Genomic DNA, 25,515 nt, shown 5'->3' on the forward strand with positions numbered 1-25,515 from the left:
GACAAGGAGCTGAACATGGTGCTCTCCCTCGTGGGACGTTGACCTCAGTTGCCGCCCCAAGCTAAGGGGTGGCTCACAGTGACAACCGTTGCCCTAGTGAGACTAAAGTCCGGCCAGAAAGAAGTGTCAAGATAGTGCCGATTAAGGCGACAAACGGAAAATCGAGTTTATATAGTTGTTTTTAATGTAGTTTTTATATCGACATAAATGCTCTAACACGAAAATACCGACCAAAGCGTTTCGCTAACGTAACAATCCTCACCTACGCTGCAGCCTTAGGCAGCCAGGAAACGCATTCAGGAAGAAATGCTTGCCTGGACACTGGAACCCGCGCCTGACAGCAGCTTGCTGAACAGTTCTCGTCTCCGGTTATGCCGTCCGTGATTCCCTGAACTCAACAGAGATGGATGACCACAATGGACAAGCAGTCGACCACCCGGTCCGAGCTGGCAGATGTACTGTTCCGCCTGCGTCGTACCTTCTATTCGCTGGGGGCCTTCAGCGGTGTAATCAACCTGTTGATGCTGACGCCAGCGGTGTACATGTTGCAGGTGTACGACCGCGCGCTGGTCAGCAGTAATGTCACCACCTTAACGATGCTGACCATCCTGGTGATGGGGCTGTTCATGTTGATGGCGCTGCTGGAGATCGTCCGCACCAAGGTGCTGATCCGGGTAGGCAATCGGCTCGACATGGACCTCAACCGGCGGATCTTCACCGCCGCGTTCGAACGCAATCTCAGCCGCTCTGGCGGCAACCCGGCACAAGCGCTGCAGGACCTGGCCCAAGTGCGTCAGTTCCTTACCGGCACGGGTCTATTCGCGTTCTTCGACGCGCCCTGGACGCCCATCTACCTGCTGGTCGCCTACCTGATTCACCCCCTGCTCGGGCTGATAACCCTGATCGGTTCTCTGATTCTGGTCGCCCTGGCTTACCTGACCGAGGCCGCCACGAAAAAGCCGCTGGCCGAGGCCAACCAGGCTTCTCAGGCGTCTGGCACCTACGCCAACAACAATCTGCGCAACGCCGAAGTGATCGAGGCCATGGGCATGCTGCCGGCAATCAGCGGCCGCTGGTTCAAAAGCCATCTGCGCATTCTGGAAATGCAAACCCTGGCCTCCGACCGGGCTGCCTATATCAGTGGCGTCGGGCGCTTCGTGCGGATCACCCTGCAATCGCTGATTCTCGGCGCCGGCGCCCTGCTGGCGATCAAGGGGGAAATCACGCCCGGGATGATGATTGCCTGCTCGATCCTCACCGGCCGCGCGCTGGGACCGGTCGAGCAGGTGATCGGCGCCTGGAAACAGTTGCTTGGCTGCCGTTCGGCCTGGGGTCGACTGAATGAAATGCTGCACGACTATCCCATTCGCCCACCGAGCATGTCGCTGGAGCGCCCTTTGGGCATGCTGTCGGTAGAGAATGCCTATGCCGGGGCTCCGGGGACCAACACCACGATCATCCGCGGGGTAACCCTCAACCTCGCGCCCGGGGAGAGCCTCGGCGTGATTGGCCCTTCGGCCTCGGGCAAGTCCACCCTCGCCCGCTTGCTGGTCGGCGTTTGGCCGACCCAGGCCGGCAAGGTGCGCCTCGACGGCGCCGACGTGTTCACCTGGAACAAGGCCGAACTCGGCCCCTGGCTCGGCTATCTGCCGCAGGATGTCGAGCTGTTCGAAGGCAGCATCGCCGAGAACATTGCCCGCTTCGGTGAGATCGACAGCGAGGCGGTGATCCAGGCGGCCAGGTCCGCTGGCGTTCACGAAATGATCCTGCACTTCCCTCAAGGCTATGACACCCGGCTGGGCGTCGACGGTAGCCCGCTGTCCGGCGGTCAGAAACAACGCATCGCGCTGGCCCGTGCGCTGTATGGCGAACCGGCGCTGGTGATACTCGACGAACCGAATGCCAACCTCGACGACGTCGGCGAAAAAGCCCTGGTCGATGCGCTAGCCGCACTCAAGCACCGTGGCGCCACCACCATCCTTATTTCCCATCGTCCCACCGTGCTGGGCATGGTCGACAAGGTGCTGATGCTGCGCGATGGCTGCACGCAGATGTTCGGCGCCCGCGAGGAGGTGTTCTCGGCCCTCCGCCAAGCCAATGTGATCTCTCCCGGAAGCCCGCCACCGCTGGCCTCCGTCAAAGTGCGGGAGTAACCGGTCATGCCAAACATCGAACGCAACGACTTGATCCTCGTCAGCCCGCAAACAGTTGTGGACATCGACGACCGCAAACCCGCGCGCTGGGGCATCTGGCTGGTCATAGCCGGCTTCGGCGGCTTTCTCCTGTGGTCCTGGCTTGCCCCCTTGGATGCGGGCGTAGTGGCCAGCGGTACCGTCAAGGTGACCAGCAATCGCAAGACCATCCAGCACCTGACGGGCGGGACCGTTGAATCCATTCTGGTGCGCGAAGGCGATGTGGTGAAGAAAGGCCAGGAACTGGTGCGTCTGGACTCGACCCGGGCGCTGGCCGAGCGGGGCGTGATCGGCGCTCAATACATCGTCAGCAAGACCGTGGAGAACCGGCTGGAAGCCGAGCGCGACGGGCGCGCCGAAGTAACGTTCGACCCCGAGCTGCTCGCCCGCTTCAAGGACGACCCGCGCCTGCGGGATGCCATCGACCTGCAGGAACGCTTGTTCGCCACCCGCCGCGCTGGCCTCGCCGGGGAAGTCAGTATCTTGCTGGAATCCCAGTCCGCTGCGGAGGTGCAGGTCAAGGGCCTGCAACAAGTCTACGGAGCCCGCGCCTCGCAACTGAAATTCCTCCACCAGGAACTCGACGGCACCCGCACCCTCGCCGCCGAAGGCTATATCCCGCGCAACCGCATGCTCGAACTGGAGCGCAACGCCGCCGAACTGAACGCCGGCCAGGCCGAGAACATCAACAACATCGCCCGTGTGCGCAGCCAGGTCACCGAGCTGAAGCTGCGCATCCTCCAGCGCCAACACGATTACCTCAAGGAAGTGGAATCGCAGCTGACCGAGGTGCAGAAGGAAAGCACCAGCCTGGCCGACCGCCTGCGTGCGCTGGACTATGAAGTGACCCACACCTCGATCCGTTCGCCAATCGGCGGCATGGTGCAGGGACTCGGCATCGCCACCATCGGTGGGGTGATCCAACCCGGCTTCAAGATCATGGACATAGTGCCGGCCGACGAGCCATTGCAAGTCGATGCGATGATCCCGGTGCAGGCCATCGACAAGATGGTGCCCAGCCTGCCGGTGGACATCGCCTTCCCCGCCTTCAACCATGCCCAGACCCCGAATATTCCGGGACGGGTGCTGACGGTCTCCGCCGACCGCCTGGTTGATGAGGAAAGCAAGCAGCCCTTCTACTTGGCGCAAATTGAAGTGACAGCGCAGGGCATGGACATGCTCGGCGCCAACCGAATCCGCCCGGGGATGCCGGCCACCGTGACGATCAAGACCGGCGAACGCAACCTGCTGAGCTACCTGTTCAAGCCGTTGCTGGACCGCATCGATAGTGCATTCAAGGAGCAATGAAATGGATCGACGTTGCTGGCTGGCCGGCCTGACTGCAATAGCCTTTCCCGCGTCAGCCATGGATCTCAAGGAAGCCTGGGACTTGCTGCAATACCAAGGCCCGATCTACCAGGCGGCCATCCATGAAAAAGAAGCCGGGTTGGAAAACCGTGCACTCGGCAAAGCCGGTCTGCTGCCGCAGATCAACGCCACTGCGTACCAAAACAAGGTCAACGGCACGCAAGACAGAGGTGCTGGCGACGAGGACCTCGACTACGACGCCAAGGGCGCCGCCGTCCGCCTGCGTCAACCGCTGTTCAACAAACTAAAAATGGCTGATTACCGCCAGGGCAAGCAGCGCGCCGACTACAGCGTGGCGGTGTTCGACGCCAAGAGCCAGGACGCCGCCGTCAGCCTTTCCGGGCGCTATTTCGACGTGCTGCTGGCGCGCGAGACCATCGCGCTGGCCAAAAGTAAGTTGAAGGCTTTCGAGGAACAGCTAGCCTCGGCCAAGCGCCGCTATGAGCTCGGTGAAGGCACGGTGACTGACGTCGACGAAGCCACCGCCCGGCGCGACCTGGCCCAGGCCGAACTGATCGAGGCCGAGGACAGCCTGCTGGTGGCGCGGCGCTTGCTGCAGGAATATCTCGGCGAAGTCCCCGATACGTTGGCGAGCCTGCGCACCAGCTTCCCCACTCCGCCGCTGGAGCCCGGCAACCTGCAGGACTGGCTGGTCAAGGCCCGGACTGACAACCCTATCATCCATGCCCGCCGCTACAGCCACGCAGTGGCCGAGGAAGATGTGAACAAGGCCAAAGCCGGCCATTGGCCGACCCTGGACTTTGTCGCCGGCTACACCTCAGGAAAGAGCGAAACCCTTTCCACCCTGGATCAGCGCAACAATTACGGCTCCGTAGGTCTGGAAGTGAACGTCCCGATCTACAGCGGCGGTTATGTCAGCGCCCAGTCCCGTCAGGCGGTCGCCAACCGGGACAAGGCCCAGGAAGAGCTGAACGCTTCGCGCGAAGAAGTGATTTCCGGTACCACCCGCGAGTTTCGTGGGGTGCAGAGCGGTGCCACACGCATCCGCGCACTGGAAAAAGCCGTCACCTCCGGCGAACGCTCGCTCGATTCGACGAAGAAGGGTTTCCTCGCCGGCACCAGCACCAACGTCGACATCCTCAATGCCGAGGAATTGCTGTACACCGCCCGGCGCGACTTGTTCGAGGCCAAGTTGCGCTACCTGACCTCGCGTCTGCGCCTGGCCGCCGCCGTCGGCGCCCTGGGTGATGACGATATCGACCAGGCCAATGCCTACCTGGGGCCGGAACTGGCGGTCTCGGAATAATCCCCACTCCCCGCTCCCCCACCAAGGCTATGCCCCAGTTACGTGTTGCATGGGGCAGTGCTTTTTGTAGGAGCGGATTTATCCGCGAACCCGAGATAAAGGCGGTGCCAAGCCTTTCGCGAATGAATTCGCTCCTACAGGTTCGGAATGGGCTGATAGCCCGCCGGGCAGAGGATGCTGCGCCCAGGATTGCATCCGGGATATACGACATCTCCAACACCTAACTGGGACATAGCCAAGCCCACAACCAGCGCCTGCGGCGGACTGACAGCACGCGACGCAGGGCGTATGGTGAAGACTCCATCGACACAAGGAACGCCGGCAGCGGCTGATCGTAGCCGCCAGCGATTCATGGAGAATGACTATGCCCTGGTACGCCTGGTTGATCCTGATCCTCGCTCTCGGCTCCATCGTCGGCGGCCTGCTGGTGCTGCGCGATACGGCCAAGAAACTGCCGCTGACCGAGGAACAGCTCAAACGCATTCACGAGCGCAACATCGAGCAGGACGCCAAAGACGCAGAGGATCGTTGAGTTTCTGCCTGCTTCAATCCGCTGTGACAGAGCGGAGGGTGATGCCGTAAAGCGCGAAGATCGCTTACCAGCGGCCATCGTGGCGCAGGGCATGCAGAATCGTAGGGCGGGTTAGCCGAAGGCGTAACCCACCGCCCCTACGGACACTAGTGTCCAAGGCGACACCGCTGGTGGGTTACGCCGCTACGCTGGGAAATTGCACTGATCGGCACACCGAATTGCATCGGATCTGAACACCCAATTGCACCGGACTTGCACACCCGTTGCAATCTGACCACGCATTTGAAAACGGAATGACCACTTTCGCGAGCCATCCGCCCGGCTCGAAACCACCCTATATAGCGGACTGTCGTGGTGGCTAACGTGCCACATAATCGGCCTGCCAACTAAACGTTGGCAGGCCGATGCAGCCGAATGCAAGCTCGCTCGCAGCTAATGTGAGACCAGCCGCTCCGTCAGTTGCTGATTGCCGAGCCCGGGGTGAGAACGGCGCAGCCCTGGAACAGTTGGAAGCCCTGCAGGGCCGGCTCGAACGCGAGGCACCGCAACTTTTGCCCGGCAGCACCGCCCCGCCTCCGGCGAAGGACTGATCAAGGCTGGAAAGACCCTGCATCCGGAGTACCATTGAGGTCTTCGTCAGGTGGGAGACGCGAACATGCAGGACTGCTCCACACCTCGCATCAAGGGCTTTCATGCCCACGTCTATTTCGACGCCTCCACCCTCGATCAGGCCCGCGCACTCTGCGAGGAAGCTGCGCAGCGCTTTCCGCTGAAGATGGGGCGCGTCCACGAGAAGCCCGTCGGCCCCCACCCCGACTGGAGCTGCCAGCTGGCCTTCAAGCCTGAGCTGTTCGGCGAGGTCATCCCCTGGCTGGCGCTGAATCGGAATGGCCTGACCGTGCTGGTGCACCCCATCACCGGCAGCGACCTGCGCGACCACCGCGACTACCCCATGTGGATGGGCGCGATGCGGCCGCTGGATCTGTCTGACCTCGCGGATGGGGCGGTGGAGTACGACCTGTGACGGGGGCTGCGGTGGGCTGAAGCCCACCCTACCGGGATTGTGCCGTAGGGTGGGCTTCAGCCCACCAACAGGATTTGCTGTTCACTACTGATGCAACTCGGTGTGCAGGTCCAATGCAATTGAGTGTTCAGGTCGAATGCAATCAGGCGTGCAAGTGAATGCAATTTCCCAGCTACGCGGCTAACCCACTACAAAAGCGGTGCTCGGCACGTAGCAGACCCTAACGTCCACAGATCCTCACTCGCCCTTGATCACCAGGTTCAAGGCCTCATCGGCCAACTGATCCAGGCTCATGGGGCCCTCGGCACGGAACCAGGTGTTGGTCCAGGACAGCGCGCCGGTGAGAAAACGCCGCAGGATGAACGGGTCGCCGTTGAAGTAGCCGGCATTCCTGGCCTCACCGAGCACATCAAGCCAGAGCTGTTCGTAGGTATCACGCAGGTTGAGGATGTAGGCCTGGCCTTCGTCCGACAGTGAGCGCCATTCGTAGACCAGCACTACCATCGCCTCGCCAGTGCCGCCGATGATCGATTGCAGCTCGCAGCGGATCAGCGCCAGTACCCGATCACGCACACTCTCGGCCAGGGCCAGCTCCGCCCGCATCATGGCCGTGTTGTAGAGGATGGTTTCCTCCATCACCGAGCGGAGGATTTCGTCCTTGCTCTTGAAGTGGTGGAAGATGCTGCCGGACTGGATGCCTACCGCGCCGGCCAAATCGCGCACCGTGGTGCGCTCGAAGCCCTTGCTGCGGAACAGGTGCGCCGCCATCTGCAACAGCTTGCCGCGCGGGCTGTCCGGGTCCGTTATCTGTCCGCCAGCCACCAGTTCGCGCATCACTGCCTGGGCTTTCTGCTCGTCCACTCTTGCTCTCCACTGCTGGCTGTCACTTGGGAATCCTGCGACCAGAGTGGTCCGCCACCTGGCAAATTCCGGCAAGTGCTTGTCGTTGTTGGCGAATTTATGCCTTGCCAACCAACCAAGCAAGCGCTTGGCCATGCTTACGTATGGAATACCGTCTCAAGGGGGTTTTCAACCAAGCGCTTGCTTGGTAATGTCGATCCACCTTCAATGTGTGACGGGCCATTCCAATGATTAAAACCGTACGCATCGGTTGCGCCTCCGCCTTTTGGGGCGACACCTCTACCGCCGCCGCCCAGCTGGTGCAAGGCGCCGAGCTGGACTATCTGGTGTTCGACTACCTGGCTGAGATCACCATGTCGATCATGGCCGGCGCGCGGATGAAGAACCCCGAGGCCGGCTACGCCACCGACTTCGTCGAAGTGTTGGCGCCGCTGCTCCAGGACATCGCCGCGAAGAGGATTCGCGTGATCAGCAACGCCGGCGGGGTCAACCCGCAGAGCTGCGCTCGAGCGCTGAGCGCCGCCTGCGAACAAGCCGGAGTTAACCTGAAGATCGCCGTGCTGCACGGCGACAACCTGCAAGCCAGGCTCGGTGAACTGGCCAAGGCCGGCACCGTGGAAATGTTCAGCGGCGCTCCGCTACCGCCGATGTGCCTGTCGGTCAACGCCTACCTGGGCGCGCCGGGCATCGTCGAGGCGCTCAAGCTGGGCGCCGACATCGTCATCACCGGTCGCGTGGTCGACAGCGCAGTGGTCAGCGCCGCGCTGGTCCACGACTTCGACTGGGCCTGGAGCGACTACGACAAGCTCGCCCAGGCGGCGCTGGCCGGCCACATCATCGAATGCGGCGCGCAGTGCACCGGCGGCAACTTCACCGACTGGGAGTCGGTGCCGGATTACGAACACATCGGCTTCCCCATCGTCGAGGTCGAGGCAGATGGCCGCTTTATCGTGACCAAGCCGGATGGTTCCGGTGGCCTGGTCACGCCTTTCTCCGTTGGCGAGCAGATGCTCTACGAAATCGGCGACCCGCGCGCCTATCTGCTGCCGGATGTGACCTGCGACTTCACCCGCGTCACGCTCGAACAAGCCGGCCATGACCGGGTGCTGCTCAAGGGCGCCCGCGGCCTGCCGCCGACCGACCAATACAAGGTCAGCGCCACCTACCCAGACGGTTTCCGCTGCACCGCCAGCTTCGTCATGGCCGGCATCGACGCGACGAAGAAGGCCCGTCGGGTCGGTCAGGCGATCATCGGTAAAACCACGGAAATGCTCGCCGAACGCGGCTGGGGCGATTACCGCGAGGTGAGCGTCGACATCCTCGGCAGCGAGTCCACCTACGGCCCCCACGGCCGCCGCGCGGACAGCCGCGAGGTGGTGTTGCGCCTGTCCGCCCGGCACAGCAAGAAAGAAGCCCTGGTGCTGTTCTCCCGCGAGATCGCCCAGGCCGCTACCGGTATGGCGCCGGGCCTGACCGGCAGCGCCGGCGGCCGCGCGGGGGTCAGCCCGGTGATCCGCCTGTTCTCCTTCCTCAGCGACAAGAGCGCCTGTCAGCTCGAGGTCGTCCAGGGCGAGCAACGCCAGGCGGTCGCCTTGCCCGAGCTGGAAACCCTCGATCCGGCCAGCCTCGCCGAAGCCGTCGAGCCTGAAGCGCCGCAGGGTTCGGCCGACGCCAGCGTGCCGCTGGTCAAGCTGGCCGTGGCGCGTTCCGGCGACAAGGGCAACCACAGCAATATCGGCGTAATGGCCAGGAAACCCGAATACCTGCCGTGGATCGCCGCCGCGCTCTCCGTCGAGAACGTCGCCGAGTGGATGGAGCATGTGCTCGACCCACAGATCGGCCGCGTGTCGCGCTGGTATTTGCCGGGCAGCCACAGCCTCAACTTCCTGCTGGAAAACGCCCTCGGCGGCGGCGGCATCGCCAGCCTGCGCAGCGACCCGCAGGGCAAGGCGTTCGCCCAGCAGTTGCTGGAATTCCAGGTGCCGGTGCCCAAGGCGCTGGCGGACAGCCTGTGAACGAAACCAATGTGATCGTTCCCACGCTCCGCGTGGGCATGCAGCCAGAGACGCTCCGCGTCTCAAGGGACGCAGAGCGTCCCGGATCTGCTCCCACGCAGAGCGTGGGAGCCATCAGAAAGAGAGCCGAAGGACCACAACGATGAGCTACGACTCCGTATTCAAACCCGGCCTGTTCGCCGGCCAAACCATCCTGGTGACCGGTGGCGGCAGCGGTATCGGCCGCTGCACCGCCCATGAACTGGCGGCGCTCGGCGCGCACGTGGTACTGGTCGGTCGCAAGCCGGAAAAGCTCGAAGCCACCGCCGCCGAGATCGTCGAGGACGGCGGCAGCGTCAGCTGGCAAGCCTGCGACATCCGCGAGGAAGAGCCGGTCAAGGCAATGGTCGCCGCGGTGCTGGCCGAACGCGGGCAGATCCATCATTTGGTCAACAACGCCGGCGGCCAGTACCCCGCCCCGCTCGCCTCGATCAATCAGAAGGGTTTCGAGACCGTGGTGCGCACCAACCTGGTCGGCGGTTTCCTGGTCGCCCGCGAGGTGTACAACCAGTGCATGGCCAAGCGCGGCGGCAGCATCGTCAACATGCTCGCCGACATGTGGGGCGGCATGCCCGGCATGGGCCACTCCGGCGCGGCGCGCGCGGGCATGGAGAACTTCACCAAGACCGCCGCCTTCGAATGGGGCCATTCCGGCGTGCGGGTCAACGCGGTGGCGCCCGGCTGGGTCGCCTCCAGCGGCATGGACACCTACCCGGAAGCCATGAAGCAGATGATCCGCTCGCTGAAGAACCATGTGCCGCTGCAACGCATCGCCACCGAGGCGGAGATCAGCTCGGCCATCGTCTTCCTGCTCTCGCCCGGCGCCAGCTTCATCAGCGGCAACACCATCCGCATCGACGGCGCCGCTACCCAGGGCACCCGCACCTGGCAACTGGGCAAGGCGACCAACAGCGAGTCCTACAACGGCTTCCACCGGGCCTACGCGCCCGACGTGCTGAAAGATCAGGAGTGAGCCGATGCCGATCCTGCAATCCGAACTGGACGTCCACGGCGACACCTTCGCGCAGAACCGCGCCGCCATGCTCGCCGCCGTCGCCAGCTTCCGCGAGGTCGAGCAGAAGGTGCTGGACAAGGCCGCCGAGGCCAAGGCCCGCTTCGTCAAGCGCGGCCAGTTGCTGCCGCGCGAGCGCCTCAACCTGCTGCTCGACCCTGGCGCGCCGTTCCTCGAGCTGTGCTCGCTGGCCGGCTACAAGTTCCATGACGACAAGGACGGCACCCAAGCCGGTGGCGGCCTGATCGCCGGCATCGGCTACGTCGCCGGGGTTCGTGTGCTGGTGGTCGCCAACAACAGCGCGATCAAGGGCGGCACCATCGCCCCGTTCGGCCTGAAGAAATCCCTGCGCCTGCAGCAGATCGCCAGCGAGAACAAACTGCCGATCATCACCCTGGCCGAGAGCGGCGGCGCCAACCTCAACTATGCGGCGGACATCTTCGTCGAAGGCGCGCGCGGCTTCGCCAACCAGGCACGCATGTCGGCCATGGGCTTGCCGCAGATCACCGTGGTGCACGGTTCCAGCACAGCCGGCGGGGCTTACCAGCCGGGCCTGTCGGACTACGTGGTGGTGGTGCGCGGCAAGGCCAAGATGTTCCTCGCCGGCCCGCCGCTGCTCAAGGCCGCCACCGGCGAAGTGGCCACCGACGAGCAACTGGGCGGTGCCGAGATGCATGCGCAGATCGCCGGCACCGCAGAATACCTGGCCGAGAACGACGCCGACGGCGTGCGCATCGCCCGCTCGATCCTCGCCATGCTGCCATGGAACGCCCAGCTGCCGGCGCGCCCGCAACGGACCTGGAAGGAACCGCTGTACCCGGCCGAGGAACTGCTCGGCGTGGTCCCGGCCGATGCCAAGAAGCCCTACGACGTCAGGGAAATACTGGCCCGTATCGCCGACGGCTCGGAGTTCCTCGACTTCAAGAACGAGTTCGACAGCCAGACCGTCTGCGGCCACCTGCAGATCGAAGGCCAGCCCTGCGGCATCATCGGCAACAACGGGCCAATCACCCCGCAAGGCGCGGTCAAGGCGGCGCAGTTCATCCAGCTCTGCGAGCAGAGCAACACGCCGATCCTGTTCTTCCACAACACCACCGGCTTCATGGTCGGCACCGAAGCGGAGCAGCTCGGCGTGATCAAGCACGGCTCCAAGCTGATCCAGGCGGTGGCCAACGCCAGCGTGCCGAAGCTGACCCTGGTGGTCGGCGGCTCCTACGGCGCCGGCAACTATGCGATGTGCGGACGTGGCCTGGACCCGCGCTTCATCTTCGCCTGGCCGAACAGCAAGACCGCGGTGATGGGCGGCGCCCAGGCCGGCAAGGTGCTGCGCATCGTCACCGAAGAAAAGCATGCCAAGGAAGGCAAGGAAGCCGACCCGAAGATGCTCGACATGCTGGAAACCATGACCGCGCAGAAGCTCGACAGCTCGGCCACCGCGCTGTACGGCACCGCCAGCCTGTGGGACGACGGCCTGATCGACCCGCGCGACACCCGCAAGTTGCTCGGTTACCTGCTGGATATCTGTGCCGAGGCCGCGGTGCGGCCGCTGAAACAGAACACCTTCGGGGTGGCACGGCTTTAACTCCCTCTCCCTCCGGGAGAGGGCTGGAGTGAGGGGACGACGACTCAGCCAAACACCGCCCCTCACCCCTTTCCCCTCTCCCAGAGGGAGAGGGGAAAGAATCAGAGTCGCCGGAAAGTACCCAGCTCACCGGCACGCACCAACAAGTCCCCTCTCCCACTTGTGGGAGAGGGTTAGGGAGAGGGCCGACAGCGCCCGCGAACGAACACCTTTCGAGGAGAACAACAAAATGATCTTCACCCCCGAACACGAAGCGCTGCGCAAGACCGTCCGTGATTTCGTCGCCAAGGAAATCAACCCGCACGTCGACCAGTGGGAGAAGGACGGCCGCTTCCCGATCCACGAGATCTTCAAGAAAGCCGGCGACCTCGGCCTGCTGGGCATCTCCAAGCCGGAGAAGTTCGGCGGCATGGGCCTCGACTACAGCTACTCGATGGTCGCCACCGAGGAGTTCGGCACCATCACCTGCGGCGGCATCCCCATGGCCTTCGGCGTGCAGACCGACATGTGCACCCCGGCCCTGGCGCGCTTCGGCTCCGACGAACTGCGCGAGGAGTTCCTGCGTCCCGCCATCGCCGGCGAGTTGGTCGGCTGCATCGGCGTCTCCGAGGTCGGCGCCGGCTCCGACGTCGCCGGGCTGAAAACCAATGCGCGCAAGGACGGCGACGACTACGTGATCAACGGCAGCAAGATGTGGATCACCAACTCGCCGTCGGCCGATTTCATCTGCCTGCTGGCCAACACCTCGGACGACAAGCCGCACATCAACAAATCGCTGATCATGGTGCCGATGAACACTCCGGGCATCAGCCTCAGCCCGCACCTGGACAAGCTCGGCATGCGCAGCTCGGAGACCGCCCAGGTGTTCTTCGACAACGTGCGCGTGCCGCAGCGCAACCGCATCGGCGCGGAAGGCACCGGCTTCATGATGCAGATGCTGCAGTTCCAGGAGGAACGCCTGTTCTGCGCGGCCAACGCGCTCAAGGGTCTGGAGCACTGCGTCGACATCACCATCGACTACTGCAAGGAACGCCACACCTTCGGCCAGCCGCTGCTCGACAATCAGGTCATCCACTTCCGCCTGGCCGAGCTGCAGACCGAGATCGAGGCGCTGCGCGCCCTCACCTACCAGGCCACCGAGCTGTACATCAACGGCAAGGACGTCACCAAACTGGCCTCGATGGCCAAGCTCAAAGCCGGCCGCCTGGCCCGCGAGGTCACCGACTCCTGCCTGCAGTACTGGGGTGGCATGGGCTTCATGTGGGACAACCCGATCTCGCGCGCCTACCGCGACACTCGCCTGGCCTCCATCGGCGGCGGCGCCGACGAGATCATGCTCGGCATCATCTGCAAGCTGATGGGCACCCTACCGGGCAAGAAGAAGTGATACCCGATGGTTCCCATGCTCCGCGTGGGAACCCATACCGGGACGCTCCGCGTCCCAACGGCGCAGGAGCGCCGCCAGAGGCATTCCCACGCTGGAGCGTGGGAACGATCACCGAACCGAGGCTTGCGATGATGGAACTGCCCACCACCGAAACCCTGCTGCTCGCGCTCGAAGGCGGCGTGCTGCACGTCACCCTCAACCGCCCGGACAGCCGCAACGCCATGAGCCTGGCGATGGTCCAGGAACTGCGCGCCGTGCTCGCCACCGTGGGTGGCGACCAGAGCGTGCGTGCCCTGGTGCTGCGTGGCGCCGGCGGGCACTTCTGCGCCGGTGGCGACATCAAGGACATGGCCGGGGCGCGCAGCAAGGGCGTCGACGCCTACCGCGAGCTCAACCGTGCCTTCGGTAGCCTGCTGGAGGAAGCCCAAGCCGCGCCACTGGTGCTGATCGCCGTGCTGGAAGGCGCGGTACTCGGCGGCGGCTTCGGCCTGGCCTGCGTCTCCGACATCGCCATCGCCCGCCGCGATGCGAAGTTCGGCATGCCGGAAACCACCCTCGGCATCCTCCCGGCGCAGATCGCGCCCTTCGTGGCCAAGCGCATCGGCCTGACCCAGGCCCGTCGCCTGGCGCTGACCGCCGCGCGCTTCGACGGCAGCGAGGCCGAGCGCCTGGGGCTGGTGCACTTCTGCGCAGCCGACGACGCGGCCGTCGAGCAACGCCTGGCGCAGGTGCTGGAGCAGGTGCGCCAATGCGCGCCGCAGGCCAACGCGGCGACCAAGGCACTGCTGCTGGCCAGCGATAGCGAGCCGCTGGGCGCCGTGCTGGACCATGCTGCCGAACTGTTCGCCGTGGCAGTGACTGGCGAGGAAGGTGCCGAGGGCACCCTGGCGTTTGTACAGAAACGCGCGCCTAAGTGGGCCGAATGACTCCCCTCTCCCGTTTACGGGAGAGGGGCCGGGGGAGAGGGAGCCCGGCAACGCAACCCTCTCCCTAGCCCTCTCCCATGAATGGGAGAGGGTACCGAATCGAGTGGCTTGAGAATCAGGAGTTCATAACGACATGCCCGCCTTCACCAAGATCCTGATCGCCAACCGCGGCGAGATCGCCTGCCGGGTGATCCGCACCGCGCACGAACTGGGCTACCGCAGCGTGGCGGTGTACAGCGAGGCCGATGCCGGCGCGCGCCATGTGCAGCTGGCCGACGAGGCGGTGGGCATCGGCCCGGCGCAGGTCAACCAGTCGTACCTGAAGATCGACGCCATCATCGCCGCCGCGCGCAAGACCGGCGCGGACGCCATCCACCCCGGCTACGGTTTCCTCTCCGAGAACGCCGAGTTCGCCCGCGCCTGCGAAGCGGCCGGCATCGTGTTCATCGGTCCGACCGTCGAGGCCATCCACCTGATGGGCAGCAAGCGTCTGTCGAAGATCGCCATGCTCGAGGCTGGCGTGCCGTGCATCCCCGGCTACGAAGGCGCCGCCCAGGATGACGACACCCTGACCCGCGAGGCCCAGCGCATCGGCTATCCGCTGATGATCAAGGCCAGCGCCGGCGGTGGCGGGCGCGGCATGCGTCTGGTCCATGAGGCCAGCGAACTGGCAGCTCAGCTACGCACCGCCCGCTCCGAAGCGCAGAACGCCTTCGGCTCCGGCGAACTGATCCTGGAAAAAGCCGTGATCCAGCCACGCCACGTGGAAATCCAGGTGTTCGGCGACCGCCACGGCAACCTCGTCTACCTCGGCGAGCGCGACTGCTCGGTGCAGCGTCGCCACCAGAAGGTCATCGAGGAGGCGCCCTGCCCGGTCATGACGCCGGAGCTGCGCCAGGCCATGGGCGAGGCGGCGGTGAAGGCGGCGGGTGCGGTCAACTATGTCGGCGCCGGCACCGTGGAATTCCTCCTCGACACCAGCGGTGCCTTCTACTTCCTGGAGATGAACACCCGCCTGCAGGTCGAGCACCCGGTCACCGAGTTGATCACCGGCCAGGACCTTGTGGCCTGGCAGATCCGCGTCGCCGAAGGCCGGCCACTGCCGCTGGCGCAGGACCAGATCGAGCTGAACGGCCACGCCATCGAAGTGCGCCTGTACGCCGAGGACAGCACCCGCAATTTCCTGCCGCAGACCGGAGAAATCCTGCGCTGGGAGCCGGCGCTGCTGGACGGCATCCGCATCGACCACGGCCTGGTCGAGGGCCAGGCGGTGACGCCGTTCTACGACCCGATGCTGGCCAAGGTCATCGCCTACGGCGCGACCCGCGACGAGGCGCGGCGCAAGCTGGTGCGCGCCGTGGAGGATTGCGTGCTGCTCGGCGTCAACGGCAACCAGCGCTTCCTCGCCAACCTGCTCAAGCACCCGCAGTTCGCCGCCGGGCAGGCCACCACGGCCTTTATCGGCGAGCACTTCGCCGCCGACCCTAGCCTCAGTCCACAAGCGCCGGCCGCTAGCGAACTGGCTAGCGCCGCCGCCCTGCTCTACCAGGCCTCGGCGCTGCAGCGCGCCCACCAGCATGGCCTGGCCGGCTGGCGCAACGTCGATAACGCGCCCTGGCGCTTCGTGCTCAAGCACGGCGAGCACAAGCATGCCGTCGAGCTCAGCGTCGCAGACAGCGGCAAGCAGCCACGCTTCGCCGCACGGATTGGCGATGTCCAGCTCGACCTGCGCCTGCTGGCGGCCGATGGTCGCTGGGCCACACTGGAACTGGACGGCGTGCGCCGCCGCCTCGCCTACCACCTGGCCGGCGAGCGCCTATGGTTGTATGGCCACAACGGCAACCTGGAACTGCTCGACATCACCCACGAGCCGGCCGCCGGCCAGGACAGCGCCAGCTCCGGTACGGTGAAGGCGCCGATGGACGGCGCCATCGTCGAGGTGCTGGTCAACGAGGGCGATAAGGTCGACAAGGGCCAGCTGCTGCTGGTGCTGGAAGCAATGAAGATGGAACACCCGCTCAAGGCCGGGGTCGACGGCGTGATCCGCCGCATCCAGGTGAGCAAGGGCGACCAGGTGAAGAACCGTCAGTTGCTGGTCGAGGTGGAGGCCGCGGAGGCTTGATTTTGAACGGCTAAACACCGCGCCTAAGCCGCTCCAATCAGTTCCCTCGCCCACTGGGAGAGGGAGCAAACACGTAGGGTGGATGGCGCTTTATCCATCCACCAAACACCGTCACGGTGGATGAAAAGAGCGTCATCCACCCTACGAACAACGACCACGGAGAACGCACATGTCCCTGCAAGGCAAAACCCTGTTCATCACCGGCGCCAGCCGTGGCATCGGCCGCGAAATCGCCCTGCGCGCCGCGCGCGACGGCGCCAACATCGTCATCGCGGCGAAGAGCGCCGAGCCGCATCCCAAGCTGGCCGGCACCATCTTCAGCGTCGCCGAGGAAGTCGAGGCCGCCGGCGGCAAGGCGCTGGCCCTGCAGGTCGACGTGCGCGACGAAAATGCCGTGCGCGAGGCCATGGCCAAGGCCGCCGGGCACTTCGGCGGCATCGACGCCCTGGTCAACAACGCCGGGGCGATCAAGCTGGTCGGCGTCGAGAAGCTCGAACCCAAGCGCTTCGACCTGATGTTCCAGATCAACACCCGCGCGGTGATGGTCTGCAGCCAGGCGGCGCTGCCCTACCTGAAACAGAGCGGCAACGGCCACATCCTCAGCCTGTCGCCGCCGCTCAACCTGGCGAGCAAATGGTTCGCCCAGCACGGCCCGTACACCGTCACCAAGTACGGCATGAGCATGCTCACCCTGGGCATGAGCGAGGAATTCAAGAAGTACGGCATCAGCGTCAACGCGCTGTGGCCGCGCACGGTGATCGCCACCGCCGCCATCGAGTTCGAGCTGGGTGGCCGGGATGTGTTCAAGTACGCGCGCAAGCCGGAGATCATGGCCGACGCCGCCCATGCGATCCTTTCCAGCCAGGGCCGCGCGATCACCGGACGCCTGTTGATCGACGATGAAATCCTCGGCGAACAGGGCATCACCGACTTCGAACACTATCGCTACGACCCGGCCGGCGGCCCGCTGGCGACCGATCTGTTCCTCGATTGAGCGCAGTAGCCCTCCCCCCCCTTCCCCTCTCCCGTAAACGGGAGAGGGGTGACTATCGACCGCCCTGCTTCGCCCCCGTCCACGCATTTGCCGATCTGCCCGACGCCGCATGCACCGGGGTCATAGGCGCGAAAACGGGCTAGCTTTAAAGTCATCACTGGCAACATCGCCGACAACAACAAAACGCGAGCGCCATGCGCAATACCGACCTGATCTCCTTTGCCGACCTTATCCGCCGCCTGCCCGCCACCCTCGGCCGTCTGCCGCGGCTGCTGCGCGGGCTGTACTACACCGCCATGCGCAACCGCGAGAAGAACCTGTCCCTGGCCTGGGCGCTGGAGCTCGCCTGCGAGCGCTACCCGGAGCGGCCGGCGGTGATGGATGAGCGGCGGCGCCTGAGCTATACCGCCTTCAACGCCTGGGCCAACCGCCTGGCCCGCGCCCTGCAGGCCGAGGGCGTGAGCCACGGCAGTGTGGTGGCGGTGATGCTGGAAAACCGCCTCGAAGTGCTCGCCGTGCTCGCCGCCCTGGCCAAGCTCGGCGCCGTCGGCGCGCTGCTCAACACCGCCCAGCGCGGCCATGTGCTGAGTCACAGCCTCAACCTGGTCAAGCCTTCGCACTTCGTCATCGGCGAAGAACTGCACGGCGCCTTCGAGGAAGTTCGCAGCGAGGTGCACAACGCCGACCAGCACTGCTACTGGCTGGCCGACCAGGACACCCTGAGCCAGCCCGGCCAGGCCCCGGCCAACTGGCAGAACCTCGCCCTACTGGCGCGCGACCAGGCCGAAACCAACCTGCCGAGCAGCGCCCAGGTGCGCCTGAAAGACCCCTGTTTCCTGATCTACACCTCGGGCACCACCGGCCTGCCGAAAGCCTCGATCCTCAGCCATGGCAAGTGGATCAAGGCTTACGGCGGCTTCGGCCATTGCGGCCTCGGGCTGACCAGCGAGGATGTGCTCTACCTGACTCTGCCCTGCTACCACAACAACGCCGTCACCGTGTGCTGGAGTTCGGCGTTGGCCGGCGGCGCGGCCATCGCCCTGCGGCGCAAGTTCTCCACCAGCCACTTCTGGCAAGACGTCGCCCATTACCGCGCCACCTGCTTCGGTTACATCGGCGAACTCTGCCGCTACCTGCTCAACCAGCCGCCATGCCCGGAAGAACGCAACAACACCCTAACCTGCATGATCGGCAATGGCCTGCGCCCGGCGATCTGGGACGAGTTCAAGACGCGCTTCGGCATCGAGCGGGTGATGGAGTTCTACGCCTCCAGCGAGGGCAATATCGGCTTCACCAACATCTTCAACTTCGACAACACGGTCGGCTTCACCCCCGCCCCCTACGCCATCGTCCGCTACGACCTGGAGAACGACCGGCCAGTGCGCGACAAGCAGGGCTTCATGGCGAAGGTCGAGAAAGGCGAGCCGGGCCTGATGCTCAGCGAAATCACCGAGAAGTGGCCATTCGACGGCTACACCGACCCGGCCAAGAGCGCGGCGGTGACCTTCCGCGACGTGTTCAAGCAGGGCGATGCCTGGTTCAACACCGGCGACCTGATGCGCGACATCGGCTTCAGCCACGCCCAGTTCGTCGACCGCCTCGGCGACACCTTCCGCTGGAAAGGCGAGAACGTCTCCACTACCGAAGTGGAAAACGCCCTCGGCGCCTTCCCCGGCATCGAGGACGCGGTGGTCTACGGCGTGGAGATTCCCGGCACCAACGGCCGCTGCGGCATGGCCGCGCTGCGCTTGAGCTGCGGCGCCGAACTCGATCAAGACGCCCTGGCCGCGCACCTGGACCGCGAACTGCCGCCCTACGCCGCGCCGCTGTTCGTGCGCCTGCTGCAAGAGGTGGAGACCACCGGCACCTTCAAATACAAGAAGGCCGACCTGAAGAAAGCCGCCTACGACCCGCAGGCGGTGCATGAACCGCTCTATGCCCGGCTGCCCGGCGAGCCATGTTTCCGGCCGCTGGACGGTTCGCTGTATCAGGCGATCCAGAGCGGCGCATACCGCTTCTGAGGCGTTCCTCCTCCGGCGCCGGCTTCTGTCACGCAGCGGCCAAGGCTCATCGCGAGTAACGGCTGGCAGCTTGTGTAGGAGCGAATTTATTCGCGATGGGGGACAGTGCGAAGGCCCTGTTCGCGGATAAATCCGCTCCTACAGGAGGAAGTCAGCCGGCCCGGCTCACTCGCCAATATCTTCATTCCACAGCTCGGGCTTGCTAGCGATGAAATCGCGCATCAGCTGCACACAGCGCGCGTCCTGCAACACTTCGACCTGCACACCGCGCGAGCGCAGCAGGTCCTCTTCGCCCAGGAACGTCTGATTCTCGCCAATCACCACCCGCGGGATGCCATAGAGCAGGATCGCGCCGCTGCACATCGAACAGGGCGACAGCGTGGTGTACAGCACCGCATCGCGATAGACCCGGGCGGGCTGGCGGCCAGCATTCTCGAAGGCATCCATCTCGCCGTGGCGGATCGCGCTGCCCTGCTGCACCCGCCGGTTATGCCCACGGCCGATGATCTGGCCCTGATGCACTATCACCGAACCGATCGGAATCCCGCCCTCGGCCAGCCCCAACTCGGCCTCTTCAATCGCGGCTTGCATGAAGGGATCCATGGTTTCTCCTCGCAGTGGGAAGGGATTGGTCGAGCGCGCCACACGGCCAGTAACAAAAATCGCAGGCCAGCAGCGCAAGCTCGCTACAACGGGCCAACCGCTATTGCTTGAACTCGAACTGCAACTCCGCGCCTTCCACCGAGCGCAAATAATCGTCCTCGCGCTCATTGGTGATCAGCTTGCCGTTGAGCTGGAACGGGCTCTCGGCCGGCGGCTTCGGGGCGAACATCTGCGGCAGCAAGGGTTTCTGCTCTGCCGTGGACAGTGGCTCCGCCGGCTCCAGGCTTTGCACCAGGTCCTCGGGCAGGCTGAGATCGAGTTTGGCTTGGGGTACGGGCGCCTCTTCCACCTTGACCGGCGCTTGCTTGACCACCAGATCCGGCTTGGTCTCGGGCGCCGGTGTAGCCGGCGCCGGCTTGGGTAGCGGCGCCTTGTACTGGGGCTTGGTGGTTTCCGGCGGTTGGGTCGGCGGCAGGCTGATCGGCGGCACAACCGGCTCAGTCACCGGCGGCTTCGGCAGCGGCGCGCTGGGCGGGACTTTCGGCACAGGCGGTTCGCTGTCGCCACAGGCGCCTAGCAGCGACAAGAGCAAAACCAGGCCAAGGGTACGCATCACGTTCATCGACGCTCATCAGCAGCGGGCAGATCTTTATATGCTCGCCCCCCGCACGCGCGCTGACAAGCGCCTCAGAACCTGTTTCGGATCTCGCGAGCTAGAGCCAGACAAGGCAAAAACAGCCGAAGAAGCGCAGTTTGTGTGTTGTAAATGAGCATTATGAGGCTGTTTTTAACGCCGTATGGCCGACGCGCAGCAGATCCGAAACAGGTTCTCAAGGCGCTTGCTCCAGGCGTTTCAGCTCGGCGGCGATGTCCAGCTGCGGGTAGTCGCGAAGCAACTGACGTTGCAACTGCTCGGCCTGCTCGTGCTGGCCGGCGCGGCGCAGTTCCAGCAGGCGCTGCAGACTGCGCTGCGGCTCGGCCGGGAGTTGGTCCGCCAGTTCCGCCGCCGGGCTGGCGGCAGTCATATCCTGCTGGCGCAACTCGCGTTTCGCCGCGGCTGGCGGTGCGGCGAGCAGCTTCGACTGGGCCGGCGCCTCGGGCAGCGCTTCGCGTTGCAGCGGCGCGCTGGCCGGGCTCGCGGGCGTCGGCGCACTCAGCACCGCCGGGGCGGCGGCATCGAAGCTCGGCGGCGCCTGCTCCAGCGTGCGCCAGGTCAGGCTGACGCCGATGCCCAGGCAGGCCAGCCCAGCCACCGCCAGTGACCAGTGCTGCCGCGCGCCGGCGCCGAACAGCCAGGCATGCAGACGCTCGCTCCAGCTCATTGCCGGTGCGGACTGCTGTTGTGCGGCGCGGGCCGCCGCCAGGATGCGCGCGTCCAGCTCTGCCGAGGGTTCGTCCTGGCTGTGCTGGCGGAAATGCGCGAGCAGCTGCTGCTCCAGTTGCCGGTCGTCGCCCGGCTGATTTCGATCATGGCTCATGCGGATACCTCCTCGGCAGCGGCCGGGTCGGCGAGCAAGCGCCGCAGTTTCTGGATGGCGTAGCGCAGCCGGCTCTTCACCGTTTCCGCCGGGGTGTGGGTCAGTTCGGCGATCTCGCCCAGTTCCATCTCGCCATGGGCGCGCAGCAGGAACACTTCGCGCTGCTCGGCCGGCAGGTCGTCCAGCGCCGCCTGCAAGCGCAGCTGGTCGCGCGTCAGGCTGAGCTGCTGCTCGGGCGTCGGCGCCGCGTCGGGTTCGCCGTGTTGCTGTTCGTCGTACTCGTCGTGCCGCGCCTGATGGCGGCCCTGCTTGCGCCAGTGGTCGATCAGGCGGTTGCGCGCGATCTGGTACAGCCAGGTGTTGAACTGCACCGCCTCGCGCAGCTCGGTTTCGCTGCGGATCAGGCTCAGCCAGGTGTCCTGGAACACCTCCTCGGCCAGCGCCGGATCGCCGCACAGGCCGCAGAGGAAACGGAACAGGCCGAGGCGATGGCGCGCATAGAGCAGGCCGAAGGCCTCGGCATCGCCACGCCGGTAGCGGCGCAACAGCTCGACGTCAGCGGGGGCGGAATCGAGCACTGTGGAGGGGACTGTCACGCTCAATCGACCTTGGCCGTGGCTGGAGGGGCTAGCGCCGGAGTTTGCAGGCTGGCGGCCAATTCGACCAGCTGGACGAACTCGCCACGCAGGCCGAAGCGGTCCTCGCCCTTGGCGCCACGCGCCAGCGCGGCCGTGTTGGCGAGGCCGAACGCGCCGGTGTACTGCCCGCCCTTGAGCTGCTGGGCGAAGGCCGCCACCGCCGTGGCGAAGCGCAGATCGGCGCTGGCCTGGGCCAGCGGCTGCACCTGTCCGGCCTTGATCGGCACTTCCAGCAGGCGGCTGCTGCTCTGCTGCGGCGCCTTGTAGCGGATGCGCAGCAGCGCCAGCTCATCGCCCGGCTTGGCCTGCGGCGCCGGCGCTCGATAGCGCAGCGGTTCCAGCCAGCCCTTGGCGCCGACCGGGACGATCTCGTACAGCGCGGTCACCGTATGGCCGGCACCGATCTCGCCGGCATCGACCTTGTCGTTGCTGAAGTCTTCGCGCCTCAAGGCCCGGTTCTCGTAGCCGAGCAGGCGGTATTCGCTGACCTGGGCGGGGTTGAATTCGACCTGTACTTTCACATCCTTGGCCACCACCGCCAGGGTCGAGGCGAGCTGGTCGACCAGCACCTTGCGCGCCTCGCGCAGGTTGTCGATGTAGGCGTAGTTGCCGTCGCCGGCGTCGGCCAGTTGCTCCATCAGCCGCTCGTTGTAGTTGTCGGTGCCGAAGCCCAGGGTGGTCAGCGACACGCCGCTGCTGCGCTTGTCCGCCGCCAGTTGCTTGAGGCTGTCGAAGTCGCTGATGCCGACGTTGAAGTCGCCATCGGTGGCCAGCAGGATGCGGTTGATGCCACCGGCGATGAAGCCCTGCTGCGCCTGCTGATAGGCCAGCTGGATGCCCGACTCGCCGGCGGTGGAGCCGCCGGCGCGCAGCTGCTCGATGGCCGCGCGGATCTTCGCCTTGTCCTTGCCGGAAGTCGGCTCCAGCACCACCCGCGACTCGCCGGCATAGACCACCAGCGCCACCTTGTCCTCGGCGCGCAGCTGCTCGACCAGCAGCTTCAGGGTGCTCTGCACCAGCGGCAGGCCTTCGCGGCGATCCATCGAGCCGGACACGTCGACGAGGAATACCAGGTTGGCCGGCGGCAGGCGCTCGACCGAGCTGTCCGAGGCCTTGATCGCCACCCGCAGCAGGCGGCTGTTGGGATTCCATGGGGTCTGCGCCAGCTCGGTGCCGACCCCGAACGGGGTGTCGCCCTGCGGCAACGGATAGGCATAGGGGAAGTAGTTGACCAGCTCTTCCAGGCGCACCGCTTCCGCCGGTGGCAGGCGACCGTCGTTGAGGAAACGCCGCACGTTGGCGTAACTGCCGGTGTCCACGTCGAGGCTGAAGGTCGACACCGGCGCCTCGGCCACCGCCTGTACCGGGTTGTCCGCCAGCCGTTGGTACTGCTCGCGGTAGACGTCGCGGTAACCCGGCGCCAGGGCGTCGGCCAGCGGCGCCGCTGCCAGCACGGACTGCACCTGGCGAGCGGCGTACTCGGCATGCACTGCGGCTTTGGCCATCGGCTGCGTACGCGGGGCCTCGGACGCCGGGGCCGACGGGGTGACGGCAGGCGCGGTGGTCGACTGCTCAGAGTGCGGGCCGCTGCAGGCGGCCAGGGTCAGCAACAGGCCGCCGATCAGCGGCGGACGGACGAGCACGAAAAGCTGGGACATGGCCTCTCTCCTGGGGACGAATGATCCATTCACCCAGGTAGACGGGGCAGCGCAAGCGATCGGGTTAACGTAGGGTGGAAAACCGCGAAGCGTTTTCCACCCATCGTCCGTCGCGGCCGTGACGAAACGTCAACAGACCCTAGCTAGGCGACCTCCTGGCACAGCTGCCCGGCCAGCATGCCGAGGGTCATCAGCGCGCGCTCGGCCTCGCGGTTCCATGGGATGCCGCAGTTGAGCCGCACGCAGTGGTTGAACTGCTCGGTATTACTGAAGATCAGCCCCGGGGCGATGCTGATGCCCTGCTGCAGGGCACGCACGTGCAGGTCCTTGGTGTTCACCCGCGCCGGCAGGCTGACCCAGAGGATGAAGCCGCCCTTGGGCCGGGTGATCTGCGTGCCCTCGGGAAAGTACTGCTGCACCGCCAGCTGGAAGGCGCTGAGGTTCTTGCGGTACTCCTGGCGGATATAGCGCAGATGGCGGTCGTAGCCGCCGTTTTCCAGGTAGGCGGCGACGCCCATCTGGGTGACGCTGCACGCCGAGTGGGTGCTGAAGGTCTGTAGCCGCTGGATCTCGGCCTGGTGCTTGCCGGCGATGATCCAGCCGATGCGCACGCCGGGCGACAGGGTCTTGGAGAAACTCGAGCAATACACCACCCGGCCCTCGCGGTCCTGCGACTTCAGGGCCTTGGTCGGCCCCTGCTCGAACATCAGCTCGCCGTAGATATCGTCCTCGACGATCTGGATATCGAAGTCCTTGGCCAGGCGCAGCAGCTGTTTCTGCCGCTCCTCGGGGATGGTGCCGCCCAGCGGGTTGGACAGTCGCGCGGTGAGCACCAGCGCCTTGATCGGCCACTGGTTGGCCGCCAGCTGCAGGGCTTCGAGGCTGATGCCGGTGGTCGGGTCGCTGGGGATCTCGATGACTTTGAGGCCCAGCAGGTCAGCCAGCTGCAGCAGGCCGTAGTAGGTCGGCGACTCGGCGGCGATCAGGTCGCCGGGCTTGGTCAGCACCCGCAGCGACATCTGCAAGGCATCCACGCAACCGTGGGTGATCACCACTTCGTTGGGGTCGACCACCACGCCGGCATCGCGCATGCGGATCGCCACCTGACGGCGCAGCGGCTCGAAACCGGGGCTGAACATGTAGCTGAACGCCCGCGGGCTGTGGAAGCGGGTGACCTTGGCCAGTTGCTGGTGCAGCGCGCGCACCGGCAGGTAATCGACGTGCGGCACGGCGGCGCCGAGGGGGAACACGCCCTCGCGACGCGACTCAGTGAGTACCTGGTTGATAATGCTGCTGCGGGTGACCAGACCGGGACGTTCGACCCGGGCGATATCCGGGGTCGGCGCGGTGAGGGCCGGGGTCTGGTGCACATAGAAGCCGGACTGCGGGCGGGCGCGGATCAGGCCCTGGTCTTCCAGGTTGGCATAGGCCTGCAACACCGTGGCGTGGCTGACATTGAGCTGCGAACTCATCTTGCGCACCGACGGCACCCGCTCGCCCGGCTGGTAAACGCCGCGGCGGATGTCTTCAGCCAATTGCTGAGCGATGCGCTGATAGAGCAACAGATTAGTCATGCTCGTCTCTCCCTGATCATTGGACCGCAACAGTAGCCGAACACCCGAAAAGTGCACCGGCACAGTTGCCAGGATTGTCGGCGATACAGTGCGTAGTTGGCAAAGACTGTATCGGTCTAATCATTCATCGAGGGAAACTGCTTTGGTCTGAGCTCAGACCTGGGTGGGTTCGGCGCGTCGCCAGACGTCGCGATCGAGCATTGAATATCGCGCGCCGTAACC

The 25,515-nt window shown here is 65.2% G+C and carries 20 protein-coding genes; 13 read left to right on the forward strand and 7 right to left on the reverse strand.

Going from position 1 to position 25,515, the window contains the following annotated elements; genetic code table 11:
• The first annotated feature begins 416 nt into the window (after positions 1 to 416).
• The 5 genes from D3880_RS13485 (at position 417) to D3880_RS13505 (ending at position 6,383) form a co-directional block, all read left to right on the forward strand.
• Complete coding sequence (locus D3880_RS13485) at positions 417 to 2,153, forward strand: type I secretion system permease/ATPase (protein WP_119893959.1); 1,737 nt, start codon at positions 417 to 419, stop codon at positions 2,151 to 2,153.
• Positions 2,154 to 2,159: 6 nt separating this feature from the next.
• The gene (locus D3880_RS13490; RefSeq protein WP_119893960.1) at positions 2,160 to 3,500 is read left to right on the forward strand and encodes an HlyD family type I secretion periplasmic adaptor subunit; all 1,341 of its coding nucleotides are present in this window, start codon (positions 2,160 to 2,162) and stop codon (positions 3,498 to 3,500) included.
• A gap of 1 nt (position 3,501) precedes the next feature.
• Positions 3,502 to 4,827: a TolC family outer membrane protein gene (locus tag D3880_RS13495; protein ID WP_119893961.1), complete on the forward strand. Its 1,326-nt coding sequence runs from the start codon at positions 3,502 to 3,504 to the stop codon at positions 4,825 to 4,827.
• Positions 4,828 to 5,191: 364 nt separating this feature from the next.
• Entirely contained in the window at positions 5,192 to 5,359 is a 168-nt protein-coding gene (locus D3880_RS13500; protein ID WP_119893962.1) for a DUF2897 family protein, read from the forward strand.
• A gap of 655 nt (positions 5,360 to 6,014) precedes the next feature.
• Positions 6,015 to 6,383: a DOPA 4,5-dioxygenase family protein gene (locus tag D3880_RS13505; protein ID WP_119893963.1), complete on the forward strand. Its 369-nt coding sequence runs from the start codon at positions 6,015 to 6,017 to the stop codon at positions 6,381 to 6,383.
• Between the two features lie 237 nt (positions 6,384 to 6,620).
• On the opposite strand, the gene D3880_RS13510 is transcribed toward D3880_RS13505, so the two are convergent.
• Positions 6,621 to 7,244: a TetR/AcrR family transcriptional regulator gene (locus D3880_RS13510; protein WP_119893964.1), complete on the reverse strand. Its 624-nt coding sequence runs from the start codon at positions 7,242 to 7,244 to the stop codon at positions 6,621 to 6,623.
• Positions 7,245 to 7,471: 227 nt separating this feature from the next.
• On the opposite strand from D3880_RS13510, the gene D3880_RS13515 reads away from it, so the two are divergent.
• The 8 genes from D3880_RS13515 (at position 7,472) to D3880_RS13550 (ending at position 19,342) form a co-directional block, all read left to right on the forward strand.
• A complete protein-coding gene (locus tag D3880_RS13515) occupies positions 7,472 to 9,259 on the forward strand; it encodes an acyclic terpene utilization AtuA family protein (protein WP_119893965.1) in 1,788 nt (595 codons plus the stop codon).
• Positions 9,260 to 9,401: 142 nt separating this feature from the next.
• Entirely contained in the window at positions 9,402 to 10,271 is an 870-nt protein-coding gene (locus D3880_RS13520) for an SDR family oxidoreductase (RefSeq protein WP_119893966.1), read from the forward strand.
• A gap of 4 nt (positions 10,272 to 10,275) precedes the next feature.
• Positions 10,276 to 11,892 (forward strand): geranyl-CoA carboxylase subunit beta, encoded by a 1,617-nt coding sequence (gene atuC / locus D3880_RS13525; RefSeq protein ID WP_119893967.1) that lies wholly within the window; start codon positions 10,276 to 10,278, stop codon positions 11,890 to 11,892.
• A 229-nt stretch (positions 11,893 to 12,121) separates the two neighbouring features.
• Positions 12,122 to 13,279, forward strand: a complete 1,158-nt coding sequence (gene atuD / locus D3880_RS13530; RefSeq protein ID WP_119893968.1) for a citronellyl-CoA dehydrogenase — start codon at positions 12,122 to 12,124, stop codon at positions 13,277 to 13,279.
• A gap of 131 nt (positions 13,280 to 13,410) precedes the next feature.
• Positions 13,411 to 14,205: an enoyl-CoA hydratase/isomerase family protein gene (locus D3880_RS13535; protein WP_119895741.1), complete on the forward strand. Its 795-nt coding sequence runs from the start codon at positions 13,411 to 13,413 to the stop codon at positions 14,203 to 14,205.
• Between the two features lie 133 nt (positions 14,206 to 14,338).
• Complete coding sequence (gene atuF / locus D3880_RS13540) at positions 14,339 to 16,327, forward strand: geranyl-CoA carboxylase subunit apha (RefSeq protein ID WP_119893969.1); 1,989 nt, start codon at positions 14,339 to 14,341, stop codon at positions 16,325 to 16,327.
• A gap of 169 nt (positions 16,328 to 16,496) precedes the next feature.
• On the forward strand, positions 16,497 to 17,321 hold the full coding sequence (locus D3880_RS13545) for an SDR family oxidoreductase (RefSeq protein WP_119893970.1): 825 nt from the start codon (positions 16,497 to 16,499) through the stop codon (positions 17,319 to 17,321).
• A 194-nt stretch (positions 17,322 to 17,515) separates the two neighbouring features.
• A complete protein-coding gene (locus D3880_RS13550) occupies positions 17,516 to 19,342 on the forward strand; it encodes a long-chain-acyl-CoA synthetase (protein WP_119893971.1) in 1,827 nt (608 codons plus the stop codon).
• Positions 19,343 to 19,507: 165 nt separating this feature from the next.
• Here the strand turns inward: D3880_RS13550 and D3880_RS13555 are convergent, their stop codons facing one another.
• The 6 genes from D3880_RS13555 to D3880_RS13580 all read right to left on the reverse strand — a co-directional run bounded on the left by D3880_RS13555 (position 19,508) and on the right by D3880_RS13580 (position 25,293).
• The gene (locus D3880_RS13555) at positions 19,508 to 19,945 is read right to left on the reverse strand and encodes a nucleoside deaminase (RefSeq protein ID WP_119893972.1); all 438 of its coding nucleotides are present in this window, start codon (positions 19,943 to 19,945) and stop codon (positions 19,508 to 19,510) included.
• A 100-nt stretch (positions 19,946 to 20,045) separates the two neighbouring features.
• Positions 20,046 to 20,567: a hypothetical protein gene (locus D3880_RS13560; protein ID WP_119893973.1), complete on the reverse strand. Its 522-nt coding sequence runs from the start codon at positions 20,565 to 20,567 to the stop codon at positions 20,046 to 20,048.
• 208 nt (positions 20,568 to 20,775) lie between these two features.
• Positions 20,776 to 21,423 (reverse strand): hypothetical protein, encoded by a 648-nt coding sequence (locus tag D3880_RS13565; protein ID WP_119893974.1) that lies wholly within the window; start codon positions 21,421 to 21,423, stop codon positions 20,776 to 20,778.
• Positions 21,420 to 22,019 carry an RNA polymerase sigma factor gene (locus D3880_RS13570; protein ID WP_162935003.1) on the reverse strand — a complete coding sequence of 200 codons (600 nt, stop codon included), beginning with the start codon at positions 22,017 to 22,019 and terminating at the stop codon, positions 21,420 to 21,422. Before D3880_RS13570 ends, D3880_RS13565 begins: the two co-directional genes overlap by 4 nt.
• Positions 22,020 to 22,021: 2 nt before the next feature.
• Positions 22,022 to 23,719 carry a vWA domain-containing protein gene (locus D3880_RS13575; protein WP_119893976.1) on the reverse strand — a complete coding sequence of 566 codons (1,698 nt, stop codon included), beginning with the start codon at positions 23,717 to 23,719 and terminating at the stop codon, positions 22,022 to 22,024.
• A gap of 143 nt (positions 23,720 to 23,862) precedes the next feature.
• Complete coding sequence (locus D3880_RS13580; protein ID WP_119893977.1) at positions 23,863 to 25,293, reverse strand: aminotransferase-like domain-containing protein; 1,431 nt, start codon at positions 25,291 to 25,293, stop codon at positions 23,863 to 23,865.
• Positions 25,294 to 25,515 lie beyond the last annotated feature (222 nt).

Source organism: Pseudomonas cavernae (genome assembly GCF_003595175.1).
Classification (GTDB): domain Bacteria; phylum Pseudomonadota; class Gammaproteobacteria; order Pseudomonadales; family Pseudomonadaceae; genus Aquipseudomonas; species Aquipseudomonas cavernae.